General features: G+C 63.8%; 12 protein-coding genes. 6 read left to right on the top strand and 6 right to left on the bottom strand.

What is annotated here, in order from left to right; all coding sequences use genetic code 11:
- Positions 1 to 99 precede the first annotated feature (99 nt).
- Positions 100 to 1,308, top strand: a complete 1,209-nt coding sequence (locus tag S6FBBBH3_RS08660; RefSeq protein ID WP_120177366.1) for an MBL fold metallo-hydrolase — start codon at positions 100 to 102, stop codon at positions 1,306 to 1,308.
- 129 nt (positions 1,309 to 1,437) lie between these two features.
- Here S6FBBBH3_RS08660 and S6FBBBH3_RS08655 read toward each other — a convergent pair whose 3' ends face one another.
- The 3 genes from S6FBBBH3_RS08655 to S6FBBBH3_RS08645 are packed head-to-tail and all read right to left on the bottom strand — an operon-like array spanning position 1,438 to position 4,468.
- On the bottom strand, positions 1,438 to 2,544 hold the full coding sequence (locus S6FBBBH3_RS08655; protein ID WP_120177365.1) for a porin: 1,107 nt from the start codon (positions 2,542 to 2,544) through the stop codon (positions 1,438 to 1,440).
- 12 nt (positions 2,545 to 2,556) lie between these two features.
- Positions 2,557 to 2,925 carry a cytochrome c3 family protein gene (locus S6FBBBH3_RS08650; RefSeq protein ID WP_120177364.1) on the bottom strand — a complete coding sequence of 123 codons (369 nt, stop codon included), beginning with the start codon at positions 2,923 to 2,925 and terminating at the stop codon, positions 2,557 to 2,559.
- Between the two features lie 40 nt (positions 2,926 to 2,965).
- Positions 2,966 to 4,468, bottom strand: a complete 1,503-nt coding sequence (locus tag S6FBBBH3_RS08645; protein WP_123957689.1) for a flavocytochrome c — start codon at positions 4,466 to 4,468, stop codon at positions 2,966 to 2,968.
- A gap of 253 nt (positions 4,469 to 4,721) precedes the next feature.
- Between S6FBBBH3_RS08645 and S6FBBBH3_RS08640 the strand changes: the two genes are divergently transcribed.
- Entirely contained in the window at positions 4,722 to 5,657 is a 936-nt protein-coding gene (locus S6FBBBH3_RS08640) for a LysR family transcriptional regulator (protein ID WP_120177362.1), read from the top strand.
- Between the two features lie 141 nt (positions 5,658 to 5,798).
- Here S6FBBBH3_RS08640 and S6FBBBH3_RS08635 read toward each other — a convergent pair whose 3' ends face one another.
- The gene (locus tag S6FBBBH3_RS08635; protein WP_120177361.1) at positions 5,799 to 6,572 is read right to left on the bottom strand and encodes a nitroreductase family protein; all 774 of its coding nucleotides are present in this window, start codon (positions 6,570 to 6,572) and stop codon (positions 5,799 to 5,801) included.
- Between the two features lie 113 nt (positions 6,573 to 6,685).
- Between S6FBBBH3_RS08635 and S6FBBBH3_RS08630 the strand changes: the two genes are divergently transcribed.
- Together S6FBBBH3_RS08630 and S6FBBBH3_RS08625 are read left to right on the top strand one after the other, a co-directional pair.
- On the top strand, positions 6,686 to 7,036 hold the full coding sequence (locus tag S6FBBBH3_RS08630; RefSeq protein WP_120177360.1) for a helix-turn-helix domain-containing protein: 351 nt from the start codon (positions 6,686 to 6,688) through the stop codon (positions 7,034 to 7,036).
- 39 nt (positions 7,037 to 7,075) lie between these two features.
- Positions 7,076 to 7,765, top strand: coding sequence for a response regulator transcription factor (locus S6FBBBH3_RS08625; protein WP_120177359.1), 690 nt, complete (start codon positions 7,076 to 7,078; stop codon positions 7,763 to 7,765).
- Between the two features lie 66 nt (positions 7,766 to 7,831).
- Here the strand turns inward: S6FBBBH3_RS08625 and S6FBBBH3_RS08620 are convergent, their stop codons facing one another.
- Together S6FBBBH3_RS08620 and hmpA are read right to left on the bottom strand one after the other, a co-directional pair.
- Positions 7,832 to 8,320 (bottom strand): RrF2 family transcriptional regulator, encoded by a 489-nt coding sequence (locus tag S6FBBBH3_RS08620; RefSeq protein WP_120177358.1) that lies wholly within the window; start codon positions 8,318 to 8,320, stop codon positions 7,832 to 7,834.
- Between the two features lie 236 nt (positions 8,321 to 8,556).
- Positions 8,557 to 9,813, bottom strand: a complete 1,257-nt coding sequence (hmpA, locus tag S6FBBBH3_RS08615; protein ID WP_408646485.1) for an NO-inducible flavohemoprotein — start codon at positions 9,811 to 9,813, stop codon at positions 8,557 to 8,559.
- 411 nt (positions 9,814 to 10,224) lie between these two features.
- Between hmpA and S6FBBBH3_RS08610 the strand changes: the two genes are divergently transcribed.
- Positions 10,225 to 11,682 (top strand): MmgE/PrpD family protein, encoded by a 1,458-nt coding sequence (locus S6FBBBH3_RS08610; RefSeq protein ID WP_120177356.1) that lies wholly within the window; start codon positions 10,225 to 10,227, stop codon positions 11,680 to 11,682.
- Between the two features lie 464 nt (positions 11,683 to 12,146).
- Entirely contained in the window at positions 12,147 to 13,466 is a 1,320-nt protein-coding gene (locus tag S6FBBBH3_RS08605) for an anaerobic C4-dicarboxylate transporter family protein (protein WP_232008771.1), read from the top strand.
- Positions 13,467 to 13,801: the final 335 nt, after the last annotated feature.

Here is a 13,801-nt window from a genome sequence, read left to right as displayed (position 1 = left end):
GAATCCGAACGATTCGAACGAGCACGAAGGCGTAGGACGTGCGAGGATGGAAAAAGTCCCGTCTTTCGTCCTCTTTCGTTCGCTTCCGTCTTCGCGCCCATGCCCGAAAAACTCCCTTCCGGTTCCTCCGGTTCCGCTCGCTCGTCTGCTCCTTCGTCGTCGATCCCGACGACGCGCCGTCGCTTTCTCCGCTGGGCCGCGGGCCTTGCGGGGGCGGGCCTCTTCACGGCGGCGGGCGCCCGCGCGGCGCTCGAACTCCCCGTCTTCGGGGGCTCCGCTTCGGGCGACCGATTGCGCCGCATGGCGGCTTCGCCCAACTTCGTCGACGGCCGCTTTCGCAATCTCGTTCCCGTCCAAGTGACGGCGGGAACGAAGTCGAAACCTCAGGCGATCGTCGACTTTCTCCTGCGCGACAAGTCGGCCTTGGAACCCTCGGGACCGCTTCCCGCGGACGACATCGATTTCGGGGAGACCCCCGACGATTCGCTCGTCTGGTTCGGGCACTCGAGCTTCTTTTTGAGGAAAGCGGGCCTCACGATTGCGATCGACCCCGTTTTCGGCGACGCCTCGCCCGTGCCGGGGTTCGGGCGCCCGTTTCCGACGACGGCGCCCATGGGCGTTGAAAAACTGCCTGCACTTGATCTCGTCGTCATCACGCACGACCATTACGATCACTTGGAATACGACACGATCGTGGCGCTTCGCGACCGCGTCGGGCGTTTCGTCTGTCCGCTCGGCGTGGGGATGCACCTGGAACGCTGGGGCGTTGCGCCCGCGCGGATTCTGGAAGCGGACTGGTGGGAGTCGATCGAGCTCGACGGCCTTCGTCTGACGCTCACGCCCTCGCAGCACTTCTCGGGCCGAACGTTCGAGCGCGACACGACGCTCTGGGGCGGATGGATGTTCGAATTCGCCGACTACACGCTCTACCTTTCGGGCGACGGCGGGTACGGACCGCACTTCCGGGAAATCAAAAGGCGCTTCCCCTCGATCGATCTCGCGCTTCTTGAAGACGGCCAATACAACACGGACTGGAAGGACATTCATCTCATGCCCGCCGACTGGCGTCGCGCGCTCGAAGACCTCGCGCCCCGGGCGGTCTTTCCGACGCATCACAGCAAGTACGCGCTCTCGACCCACGGCTGGAAGGAGCCGATCGAGCACGCCCAAGCATCGGCCGCGGCCGTGGGGGTGCCGCTTTTGATGCCCCGAATCGGAGAGGTCGTCTCGCTTGCGCGGGGGGTGCCGGGGAAGGCGGCGCAGAGCTTTGTCGTTGCGTCCGCCGACCCGTGGTGGCAGGCGCTCTGAGCAAGCCGACTTCCGAACAACGACACCCGACGAACGAAAGGCACGACAACGCGGAATGCAAAACGGGCTCCGACGGCCGAACGGCCGAAGGAGCCCGTTGTGTTTTGCCGTTTCGGGTGCGGCGTGCGATCAGAAGAAGTGGATCATGCCCGAAACGACGCTCCACTGGTCGGCGCTCTCAACGCCCTTGCGACCGTAGTCGTCCCCGGACCAACCCGCGCCCGCGTAGAGCTGCGTACGCTTCGAGAGCGGGAGCATGTAGCCCGCGCTGAAGGTCAGGCGCTCCATGTCGTTCGCACCGTCGGTTTCGCTTTCGGCGTCCAACCAACCCGCGGCGAGCTTCACGGAGCCCGAACCGGCGGCGACGGATACGCCCGCGTTGACCGACCACCCTTCGGCGGGAGCGCTTCGCGAGAAAATCCCCGCGTCAAGCGTCGTCTGAAGACTGTCGGGGAGCGAGGTCGCGTGGTTGAACCAATGCACGAGCCCGTAGGTCGTGACGGCTCCCGTCTTGACATTCCCCGCAATCGTGGCGCTCGTCTGGCTCGAGACGTCGGGGAGCGTTTGCGAGTCCGCATGGTCGAGCCGTTCGACGACCGCAATCGTATCGAACGCTTCGCCCTTCCAGGTGAGCGCACCCGCGTAGAAGCGGTCGACGCGGTGGCTGTTTTCCTTGCCCGCCGGGCCCGTGCCGGTGTCGCCCGAGTACTGAAGCCAGAGGCGCGCGCCCGCTGCTTCGGGCGACGCGTAGGTGACGACGTTGTCAACCGAGCGGAAGAACCCCGTCATGACGGCGCGATGCCCGCGTACGGCGCCCCAGCCGCCCACGAAGGGAGAGGCCTGTGCGTTGAGAATGCCGGTCGTGCCGAACCCCGACACGAGCACGCCCGAGCGGCCGAAAACGAGTCGCCCGAAGTCGCCTTCGACGCTCACCGTGGCTTCGCGCCCGAAGAGGCGGTTTTTCTGCGAAATGGAGCCGTCGTCCGACGCAAAGCCGTTTTCAAGGACCACGCCGACCCGCAGGTCGGGGGAAATCGTTTCGCTCGCTTTGATGCCGAAGCGCGAGGGCGCGACCATGCCGCTCTTCATGTCGAAGGTCGAATCGTTTTCGCCGTGCACGTAGGAGAGCCCCGAGTCGATGAGACCGTACATGGCAACGTCGGCCGCCAGAGCGGCGGGGGCGAGCGACATAGCCGCAAAGCCCGAGAGGGCGAGGGCGCCGAGAAGTTTCTTCATGTCGAGGGTCCTTTAGGAGTTGGCTGGGAACTTCATTTCCGGGAACACGTGACACATCTCGGTGCACTGGTTTACGGGCGCTTTGTGCTGACGGTGGCAGTCTTCGCACGGCATGTCGCGGTGGAAGTGGATGCTCTCGTGCGGATTGCGCGCGCCGAGCCGCTCGGCACTCTTTTTGACGAGCGCGTCTTCGTTGTGGCAGGCGACGCACTCGGTTTTCGAGGGCGTACGGCCTTCGCGCGCCACCTCGGGCGTGTGGCAGGAGGCGCACTCAAGCTTCGCGTTTCGGTGGTAGGCGGGGACCTCAACGGCCGAGGCGCCGAGGCTCCCGAACATAAGGGCGGCGGAAAAAGCGCCCGCAAAGAGGGTCTGGATCTTCATTTCAGTGTCTCTCGAAATTTGTCGATGTCGTGCGTGCGCATTAAGCCGCGGGCTTGCGACGGGCGACTTCGCGGCCGGCCGTCATGCCGAAGACCACGCAGTCGGCAATCGCCGCCCCCAGGAGGCGCGAATAACCGTGCACGCCCCCCGTGGCCTTCCCCGCCGCGTAGAGGCCGGGGATGGGCTTGTTCGTGTTCAAGCCGACGACCTCGGCCTTCGGCGTGATGAGGGCGCCGCCCGTATTGGCGTTGAGGTCGGGACGAACCCAGCAGACGTAGTAGGGCGCGTGGTCGATCGGGTTCTTGAATTTCTTCTCCAAGTCCGAGCCGAATTCCGTGTCCACACCCTTTTCGACGTCCGCGTTGTAGCGCGCGATCGTTTCCTTCAGGGGCTCAAGCGGAATTTCGTAGTGCTTCGCGACGTCTTCGATCGAGGGGTGCTCCGTCACCCAGCCCGCCGCACGGTTCACTTGGAAGTGCGGCATGTTGACGACGTGCTCGTACGCTTCCTTGTCGAGAATCGAGACGGGGATGCGACCCGTTTTGAGCATCTGAATGTTCGCGGCCTCAAACTGCGTGCGACGGTCCTTCGTTTCGGAGATGTAGCGCTTCCCCGTCGTCACGTCGACGATCACGCCCTTACCCATGTTGTTCGCTTCCGGGAAGGCCGCACGGTAAAAGGCCGTCTGAATCATGCGGGCGCCCGCATTGGCGAGCAGTCGATAGCCCGAGGCGGTGCTGCCGATGTGCTGCGTCGAGAAGGTCTGCGCAAACTGCGGGCATTCCTGTTCGAGAAACACCTTGTCGTGCGCCCAACCGCCCGTCGCGCACACGATGCCGCGAAGCGCGCGGTAGTACTTGACGGTACCCGTCTTGTTTTCGAGGTCGTCCGATTCGAGCGACGGGTCGAAGCGGTAGTTCGTGCGCGCCTTGACGCCCACGACCTCGCCCGCGTCGTTGAAAAGAATCTCGTCGACGCGAACGCGCGTGCGGATTTCGCCGCCGTGTTCCTTGACGTACCGACGGAAGGGCTGCAGGAAACCGACTTCGCAGTTCTTGGTGGGCTGCAGGAGGCGCTTCACGCTGTGACCGGGGAAGGGAATCAGGTAGTCTTCGAAGGTCGCCCCGTGCGCGATCGCGAATTCGTAGGACGCGTGGCTCTGCTCGGCGACGTGGCGCGCGAGCTCCGGACGGCACCAGCCGCCGCCTTCGCGCATGTTGTCTTCCATGAGGATTTTCCAGTCGTCCTTGATGCCGGCCGCCGCCTGCTGGGGCGAACCCACCACGCTGAAGGTGCCGTTCGAATAGTTCCCCGTACCGCCCGAGACGCTCATCTTTTCAAGGAGCACGGTTTTTGCCCCTTCGTCAAGCGCCGCGCAGGCCGCGGTGAGGCCCGCAAGGCCGGCACCCACGATAATGACGTCGAACGTTTCGTCCCAGTGTTGGTCGGCGCGGGCGACACCCGCGTGAGCGAAGTTGATGCCGAGACCGGCGAGCGCGGCTCCCGCACCCGCGAGGAAGCGACGGCGAGGCATATCGGACATGGAAATCTCCCGAAAAAGAGGAATGGGGTCGGGCGGCTCGGAGGGGTTCGAACTCGTTTGAACGGGTTCAAACAGGTTCAAAACGGGGCCGCCGCGGTTCTCTGTGTGTTCGGGGATGAATTATCAGGAGTCGACAAAAGTACGACAATGGTGTAAAATCACCCATGAGCGGTCGAATTTGACCGATCGGAATGCGTGAGGGCTCGAATGCCCCGTGTTTCAGGGAAATAGCGAAAACAAGGAGTTTTCCGCCATGTCGGAGCCCAGGATCGAATCGAACCATCTGCGTGTTTTCGAAGCGCTCTACCGCCGGGAGCGCCTTCAGGATGCGGCGGAGGAACTCGGGATGAGTGTCTCGGCCGTGCAACGGTCGCTCTCGCACCTGCGGCTCCTGTGGCGCTCGCCCTTGTTCGTGCGCACGGGGAAGGGCTACGCGCCCGACGCGAAAGCCGTGGCGCTCTATCCGGAAGTGCGCGCGCTTCTTGCCGGGATCGACCGTCTCACGGGGGAGACGGGGTTTCGCCCGTCGGAGGTGAGCCGCACGTTTCGCATCGCGCTTGTCGACCGCGGCGTGGAGGCGTTTCTTTCGCCCGTCGCGGCCGAGATTTTCGAGGAGGCGCCGGGCGTGAGTCTGGCGCTTCGCACCGTGGAGCTCGACTTCTGGGAGGACCTGCGTTCGGGCGAACTCGACCTCGTTCTCTACCCGGGGCGCGCGGACGAAATGCCTTCGGGCTACCACGCGCAGGCGCTCCCTACGGAAGAATTCGTCGTCGTGGTGCGGCCCGAGCATCCGCTCCTTCAACGCGCCCGCGACGAAAAGCGCACGATCGCTCTTACGGAACTGCGCGCCTGGCGGCGCATCCAGGTGCAAACGGGTTCGAACGCCTTCGTCGAGCGCGAAGGCGCCCCGGGGAAATCCGCCGTCGAATCGGCGGGGAGCCGCACGGTGGCGGTTTGGACGCCGTACTTTCTGGCGGCAACGGAACTTGCGCGCCGTACCGACTGCTACCTCATCGCCGCGGAAGCGAACGCGCGGGCGTGGGTGGCGGAAGGAAAGCTCGCGGTCCTTCCGACGGATCCTCTTGCGAGGAACTTCACTCCGCTCCTTATCTGGCACGACCGCCTGAACGGCGACCCCGCGCTTCAGTGGCTGCGGGGGAAGATCCTGGCGGGGGCGAGGCGTCGGTGAGGGGACGTGCGCCGAAGTCCAATCGGAAACGGTATCCGAAAAACGAAAAACAAAACGGCCCCGACTTTCGAAATCGGGACCGCTCGGCATTTCGACGTCGGCTTGGATGCCGTCAAAGCGTCGACAACCGCTCGACACGCATCAGCGGATGTGGTCGAGAATCGACTTCGGGCGATAGCCGAGGCTCTGGCACGCGACGATCGTTTCGTCTTCCGTGAGGTGAAGAAGGCGCTCAAGCTCGTCCGTCGGGAAGCCCGTGCGGGAAACGCAGGCCATGTCCATGGCGGCAGCCGCAAGGTAGACGGCTTCGATCTTCGCCCCCGCGTTGATGTGCGTGGCGCGAACGCGCATTTCGTCGATCTTCTCTTCGGTCCAGACGTCGCGGGAAATCTTCGTGAAGACCTTTTCCGCAAGGTCCGTGAAGGTGCTCCGGGTCTTGGAGCGGTTCGATACGTAGACCAACTGCACGGGCGCGCGCGCCACGGTCGGCTGCGCGTAGCAGGTACGGCCGCGGATGTCTTCGCGCGCGCAGAAAATGAGGCCGCGGCGTTCGGGCACCCAGCGCCAGATGCCGTTCGCCTTCAGGACGTAAATCTCGGTGTCCTGCCAGTCGAGGGCCGAAGGCGTCGTGCGACGGCCGTTCTTGCGGTTGATCCCGTCGGCGGCAAAGAGAATGTTCGAGAGGTCCTGATCCGACAAGGGTTCGTTGCTGAAGGAGCGCTCCGAGCGGCGCGCCTCAAGCGCCTGCATGAGGGAAATAGAAAGACCCTGCGGCTCGGGGAGCGGGCGGAAAATTTCGTCCGGATCGGGCTTCATGCCGAAGCGCGCGCTCATTTCCTTCAGAAGGACGTCGAACTCTCCGCTGATTTCCTCGCGCAGCGACGAGATGGATTGGATGACTTTGTCAAACGGCATGATTTCTTGTTATGGGCGGCTAAGCCGCTGAAGTCGATAAAATTCAAGCTTGAAGCATACGACAAGGAGACGAAGCGCGCAGCGGAAAGCCGCCTGCCTTCGAGAAAAAGAACATGGACGACGTACGGTTGACGCGAACGGAAACACGTTCGGGCGATGCGGTCTTCACGCTGCGCGTGCCCGTGAGAAAGGCCGACTTGGTGGAGGCGCACCTGGCGTCGCTCCTGGGTCTCATGGGGCTCGATCGCGATCCGGGAAAGCCCGCGATCGACGAGCCGCCGGGCGTACTCTTGAAGCGCCTGCGGCAGCAGTGCCGCATGACGCAAAAAGCGGTGGCGGACCTTGCAGGGGTCACCCAGTCGCGCATCTCCGACATGGAGTCCGGCACGCGCGCGATTCCGCCCGAGGCCGCGAAGCGCCTCGCCGAGCACTTCGGCGTGGCGATTTCCGCGTTTTTGAAGTAACGAAAGCGATCCGCAGAAAAAAGAAGAGAGAAACTCGTGATGGACCCCGTTTCGAATTCGTCGCTCCCGCCGACGCCGTCGGTTCCCAAGACTTCCGAGGTCGTGCCGCTCGTGCGCCTCGTGGACGATGACGAGGCGCACCTTCAGAGTACGGCCTTTCTTCTGCGGATGTCGGGCTTTGAGGTGCTCGCTTACTCGAGCTCGGAAAGCTTTCTGGAGCTCGACGATCCGCTGCGGCCGGGTTGCGTCGTCCTCGACCTCTGCATGCCCGGTATGAACGGCTCGGAACTTCACGAAGCGCTCGTCGACAAGGGGGCGCATCTGCCCGTCATTTTTCTTTCGGGCCACGGGGACGTGCCGACCGCCATGCGGGCGGTGAAGCGCGGCGCGGTCGACTTTCTCGTGAAGCCCGCCGATCCGCGCGAATTGATCGAAGCGGTGCGGGGTGCGGTCGAGCGCAGTCTCGAAGCGCACGTCGCAAGGCAGGCGGACGGCGAAGCGCGCGAGCTCGTCGCGCGCTTGACCGTCAAAGAAGCGGCCGTCGCGGCGCTCGTTGCCGAGGGGCTTCTCAACAAACAAATCGCCGATCGACTCGGCGTAACGGTCGCGACCGTCAAAATGCACCGCGGCAACCTCACCCGCAAGCTCGAATGCCGCTCGGCCGTTGCGGTGCGCGACGTGCTCGTGCGCGCGGGAGTCCTCGAAGCGGACGCGGCGCGGCCCCGCTGAAAAAAAGAAAATCCCGAGCGAACTCGGGATCCGAGATGAAAGAGGCTTGAGCCGGGGAAACGATCCTCAGGCCCGGGCGACCTCGTCCTCTGCGGTTGAGGTACTTGAAACTTCGACGATCGGAATGCCGTTCAGGCGCGAGAGCGTCCGACGCAATTCGGGCGGCCGCACGGCGTCTTCGATCGTCATCGCGTCGAGCGACGCGAAAAACGCCTCCCGGGCTTCGTGAAGCGCACGCCCGAGGGCGCAGCCCGCACGGAGCGTACACGCGGGCTGCGAGCAGTCGATCAAGGGGTCCGTCCCTTCGAACAGCCGAACGAGCCCGCCGATGCGGCGCTTTTCCGCCCCTTCGGCGAGCTGAATTCCCCCTTTGCGACCGCGCACCGCTTCGATCAACCCCTCGTGCGAGAGGCGGTTGACGATTTTGACGAGAAGGTGCGGGCTCCACTCGAGCTTCTCGGAGAGCTCCTGAACGGTGACGAGGCGGGCTCGGTTGACGTGAGCGAGGTACATGAGAATGCGAAGACTCATGTCCGTGAAGCGCGTGAGTTGCATGGCTGTCGGGGGCGAAGCGGCCCGAAAAAGTAAAGGGAAGTCGATTCTCTTTGAAGCGGATCGACGGAATCGTACCAAAGCACAACGGCCCGTTTCGCATTCCTTCGCGCGGGGAGCGCGGGAATCGGCAAAACGGGCCGAACTTCGGACGGATCGAAGCAGGGGAGCGAGTCCGGTCGGTCGGTCGGACAAACGTCACGCGCTCGACCGATTTCGGTTCGCCCCGCACCGGGAACTTATTCCCAGTCGCCCGTGCCGAACGCTTCGCTGTGGATGCGAGGCGCAATGATACCGATCGAGCGGAGCGCTTCGGCGATCGACTTCATGAAGGGGATCGGCCCGCAGAGGTAGAAGTCCGCATCGGGATTCTGGCAGAAGTTGCGCAGTTCGTCGACCGAGATGCGCCCTTCGGCGTTGTAGTCGACGCCGATGCGGTCCTTTTCGAGGGGCTTCGTGAAGAAGACCGCGCTCGCGGCGTTGGGCATGCCGGAGACGGCACGTTCGACTTCGGCGCGAAGCGGATAGGTTTCCGAGTTCTGCGTCGAATAGATGAAGTGCACTTCGCGCAGCGGGTTTTCCGTCGCGAGCGTTTCGATCATCGGAACCATCGGGGTGATGCCGATACCCGCGGCGATGAAGACCACCGGGTGTTCGGCCTTCACGTCGATCGTGAAGTCGCCCGTCGGAGCGGAGACGTCGATCACGTCGCCCGTCTTGAGGTACTTGTGGAGGTGGTTCGACATGCGGCCTTCGGGGGTCGTGTCGCCCGCGATGCGCTTGACGGTAATGCGAATGAAGCCCGTGCCGCTCGCCTGCGAGATCGTGTACTGGCGGGGCTGCACGAGGCCGAGCTCCTTGACGAACGTACGCACCGAGACGTACTGGCCGGGAGCGTACGCGGGCAAGGGACCGCCGTCCGCGGGTTCGAGGTAGAAGGAAACGACGTCGCGGCATTCCTCAACGCGGTTCGCAACGCGCATCGGACGCCAGGAGGACCAGCCGCCTTCGACGTTCGCCTGTTCGTCGTAGATCTTCTGTTCGGTGGCGATCAAGAGATCCGCGAGCTGCTGATAGGCGGCCGTCCAGGCGTCGACGAGTTCGGGAGTGGCGGCCTCGCCGAGGAGTTCGCCGAGGGATGCGATCAGGTGACGGCCCACGATCGCGTACTGCTCGGGGCGGATGCCGATCGTGCAGTGCTTCTGAGCGATGCGGCGCACGGCGCCCGCGAGCACGGCCGGGTTTTCGATGTTCTTCGCGTAGGCAAGCACCGCGACGGCGAGCGACATCTGCTGTTCGCCCTTCATCTGGTGCGCCTGATTGAAGACGCTCTTCAGTTCGGGGTTGCCTTCGAGCATGCGGCGGTAGAAGTGCGTCGTGAGTTCGAGGCCGTGTTCTTCGAGGAAGGGAACCGAGGCCTTGATGAGAGCGATCTGATTGGCGGTAAGCATGGTGTATTCCTTCGCTTGCGGGCTTCGCGGAGCGCTTGGCGCCACCCGAAACCCGGAAAATGGGGCGGACTAAATCGGGGTCCGAAAATTGATAGAAAGAATATTACATTAAATCTACATTTTGCGTGCAACTTTTTTTGAGGTGCCGTTGAAGTGCTTTCCGAGGTACCGAAAGGTGACCGCAGAGGAGCCTTCGAGGGGCCGCCTTCGGGGCCTTGCGAAGGGCTTGCTTGAAAAGTCTTCGAGGCGCGCCTTTTGCCTCCTTCTCCGCTTGCGCGCTCGGTCTCCCTCCGTCTTCCACGGTTCTTCGACGGCTTTCGAAACGGGACTCCCTCACTTCGAGTGTAGTCCCGCGGGCCGCGCTGCGCGAGGCAAACTAGAATGTCGTACCTTTTCGGAATCTTGCCGAAACATTCCCGATAACCTCTTTTTCGTTTTCCTCCGACGGAGACCCTCATGACCCAAACCACCCAAGCACCCGAAACAACCGATACGCCCGCCGAAGCACCGCTCCTCAAGAGCGCCCTTCTCGCGCGCTTTGCGGTCGAAACCCGCTACGAAGACCTTCCCGAAGACGTCGTCGCGAAGGCCGAGCGCCACATTCTCGACACGATCGGCGCGGGCGTGGCGGGTGCGATCTCGAAAGAAGCGCACCTTCTGCGCGCGGCGCTCCTTGAAGCGGGCGAAGCCCCGAGCGGGCGTGCGACGCTCTGGGGCGAAGGCGCCTCGATGACTCCTCTCAACGCAGCGCTGGTAAACGGAACGGCCGCGCACGCGTTCGAGCTCGACGACACGGGCGGGTGCGACCACTCGGGCGCGGTGGTGTTGCCCGCGGCCGCCGCCGCGGCGGAGCTGGCCGCCGCCGAAGGCCGTACGGTTTCGGGCCGCGAATTCATCACGGCGGTCGTCCTCGGTTACGACGTCGCGCGCCGTGCTTTGGAAGCGTGCGGCGCGTACGAAGCGCACAACGGCGCGGGCTTTCATTCGACGGGGACGTGCGGTCCCTTCGGGGCTGCGGTCGCCGCGGGTCGGATTCTGGGCTTGAACGCGCAGGAACTCACGATGGCCCTGGGGCTTGCGTCCTCTTACGCCTCGGGCCTCTGGGCGTGCGTGCACGACGGGGCGCAGAGCAAGCGCCTCCACGCGGGTCACGCCGCCTGGGGCGGGCTCTCGGCCGCGATCCTCGCGCGCCGAGGCTTCACGGGTCCCTCGCAGGTCTTCGAAGACGTTTGGGGCGGCTTTGACAAGAGCTTTGCGCCCTCGACGCGCGACCCGGAAGCGTGGACGGCCGAGCTCGGTGTCAATTGGAAGCTTCGCCGCGTCTCGATCAAGCCGCACGCCTCCTGCCGCTCGACCCATTCGAGCATCGACGCGCTCGACAACCTCATGGCCGAAGTCGGTTTCACGGCCGACGAAGTCGCCGCGATCGAAGTCGTCATCAACCCCTTCGTCTTCGGCATGTGCGGGGCGCGGGATCTGCACCCCATGAATTCCGCGCAGCTCTCGATTCCCTACGCGCTCGCGGCGGACCTCGTTTTCGGGAACGCCCAGCTTGCCTCCTACGCCCGCACCCGCCGCAACGACCCGCGCGTTGCGGCTGCGATGGCGAAGGTGAAGATGACGGTTGACGAGACCCAGAAGGACGACGACGAACCGATCGTGCGCGTGACGCTTGCGGACGGTCGCACGTTCGAAGAGCGCGTGCCGATGCCGCTCGGCTCCCCGGTGAATCCCGTGAGCGACGAGGCGCTTTTGAAGAAGTTCCGGTCGGTCACCGAAATGGTCTTGCCCGCCGATACGGTTGAAATGCTGGCCCGCCGTCTCATGCGCCTGCGTGAGGTCGACGACGTCGCGCGCGACGTGATGACGCTCCTCGCTCAAGAACCCGTCACGCACGCGACGTTCGATGTCTGACGACGTCGGACGGTCGCAGCCGTAGTTTGCGGGCCGACTAGGGCCGACGAAGTCCCGGCGCAAGACGGCGCTCTTCGTCCGTTTTTCGCTCGGTTTTCACCCGCTCATCGTCTGCTCTGCGCCGACCGAAGGCGCCCTCGCCCGGAAGAAACTCACGGGGAAGGGCGCCTCTTTCATGCCTCGGGAGGTGAAGCGGCGCCCCTCCTTTTGTCGACAAAAATCAGCATAAGCATTTTCTTTGAGCCCGCTCAAAAAATGTCCGACATTCCGTCGCCGATCGGCGTGTTGCAAGGATAAACGCCCCGTAACGCGCCGTTACAATACCCGTCTTTGCCCTCGCCCGTCGACTTCGGTTCGCCGGCGGGGGCTTTCGCTTAAGGTCCCGCAACGCTTTGCCGCTCTCATGCGGAGACCCGTTATCAACGCTTCAACGCTTCGGAATTTTCAAGATGGAAATGGATCTCATGTCCTGGGTCCAGCTCGCGGTGGTGCTCCTCTGCGTGGCCGTGGGCGGTCGCCTCGGCGGCGTCGGGCTCGGTGCCGCGGGCGGTCTCGGTGTCTGCGTGCTTGTTCTCGGTCTCGGCGTGCAGCCGGGGTCTCCCCCCACCTCGGTGCTCCTCATCATCACGGCGGTGATCGCCGCGACGTCCGTTCTGCAAGGGTCGGGCGGCCTCGACCTCCTTGTGCGCCTCGCGGAAAAGATGCTTCGCAAGTACCCGAAGGCGATCACGATCGTCGGTCCCTTCGTGTGCTCGCTCTTCGTGATGCTCGTGGGTACGGCGTACGTGGCCTTTGCGGTCTACCCGGTCGTTGCCGAAGTGGCGGCCTCCGCCCGCGTTCGTCCCGAGCGCGCCGTGTCGGCCTCGGTGATTTCGGCCGGTATCGGCGTGATGGCTTCGCCCATGTCCGCCGCCATGGCCGCTATGGTGGGGATCATGTCGACGCAGGGGATCGCTTTCTGGCAGATTCTCGCCGTCACGGTTCCGACCTTCCTTTGCGCCACCTTCTGCGCGGCCCTTTCCGTCTTCTGGCGCGGTAAGGAACTCGAAGAAGATCCCGAATTCCAGCGCCGTCTTGCCTCGGGCGACTACCAGTGGCTCGCGGGGGGCGACCTCTCGAAGAACTACGAAGAAAAGAAGGGTGCGAAGACCGCCGTCGTCATCTTCCTCCTCGGCATTCTCGTTTCGATTCTCGTGGGTTCCGTCCCCGGCCTTCGCCCCGAATGGATTTCGGGCGACAAGGTGACGCAGCTCCCGATCCCGAGCCTCATCCAGATGGTGATGCTCGCGACCGCGTTCGTGATCATCATGGTCTGTAAGGTCCCCTCGGACAAGTTCGCCTCGGGCTCCGTCTTCCGCTCCGGTCTCATCGGCGTCGTGGGCGTCTTCGGCATCGCCTGGTGTACGGGTACGTTCTTCGACTCGCACACGCAGGTTCTCTCCGACGCCTTCTCGGGCATCGCCTCCTCGGCTCCGTTCCTCTTCTGCGTGGCCGCCTTCTGCGTCTCGACCGTCATCTTCTCGCCCACGGTCTCAACCACCATCATGATGCCGCTCGGTCTCAAGTTCGGCCTTCCTCCCGAATTCCTGATCGGCACCTGGGCGTGCTGCTACGGCGACTTCATGATCCCGGGGGGCGCCCAGATCGGTTGCACGGCCTTCGACCGCACCGGCACGACCCGCTTGGGCACCTTCGTCATCAACCACTCGTACCTGCGCCCGGGGCTCGTCTTCGTGGTGTCGGGCACCGTGATCGGTTGGCTCATCTCGAACCTCGTTTTCTGAAAAAGCGAAAAAGGGCGTCCGTCCGCGGCGTCGAGCGGAGGTTTCGGCCTCCGCCCGCGGACGTAGGACGCGGTATCCCCGATGGGGTATCCGAAAACACATCGACGCGGGGAGCGCTTCGGCGCTCCTCTTTTTTTTCGGCCGATTGACGGGGAAATCGAAGAAGTCTGCCTACCGAAGTCCGTAGTCCGAACGGGGTGTTTCGAAAAACCGAACAGGTGAGGTTTGAGGGTTTTCCTTTACGGTGCGCGAGCAGATATTTTTCGGAAAACGAAAAAGGCGATTCCCAAAAAGGGTCGTCGAAGTGTAAAAATCCCCCGATACAGCCAAAAGTA

It is taken from the genome of Sutterella megalosphaeroides, assembly GCF_003609995.1.
GTDB classification, from domain to species: Bacteria; Pseudomonadota; Gammaproteobacteria; order Burkholderiales; family Burkholderiaceae_F; genus Sutterella; species Sutterella megalosphaeroides.
This window is presented reverse-complemented; position numbering and strand designations above follow the sequence as displayed.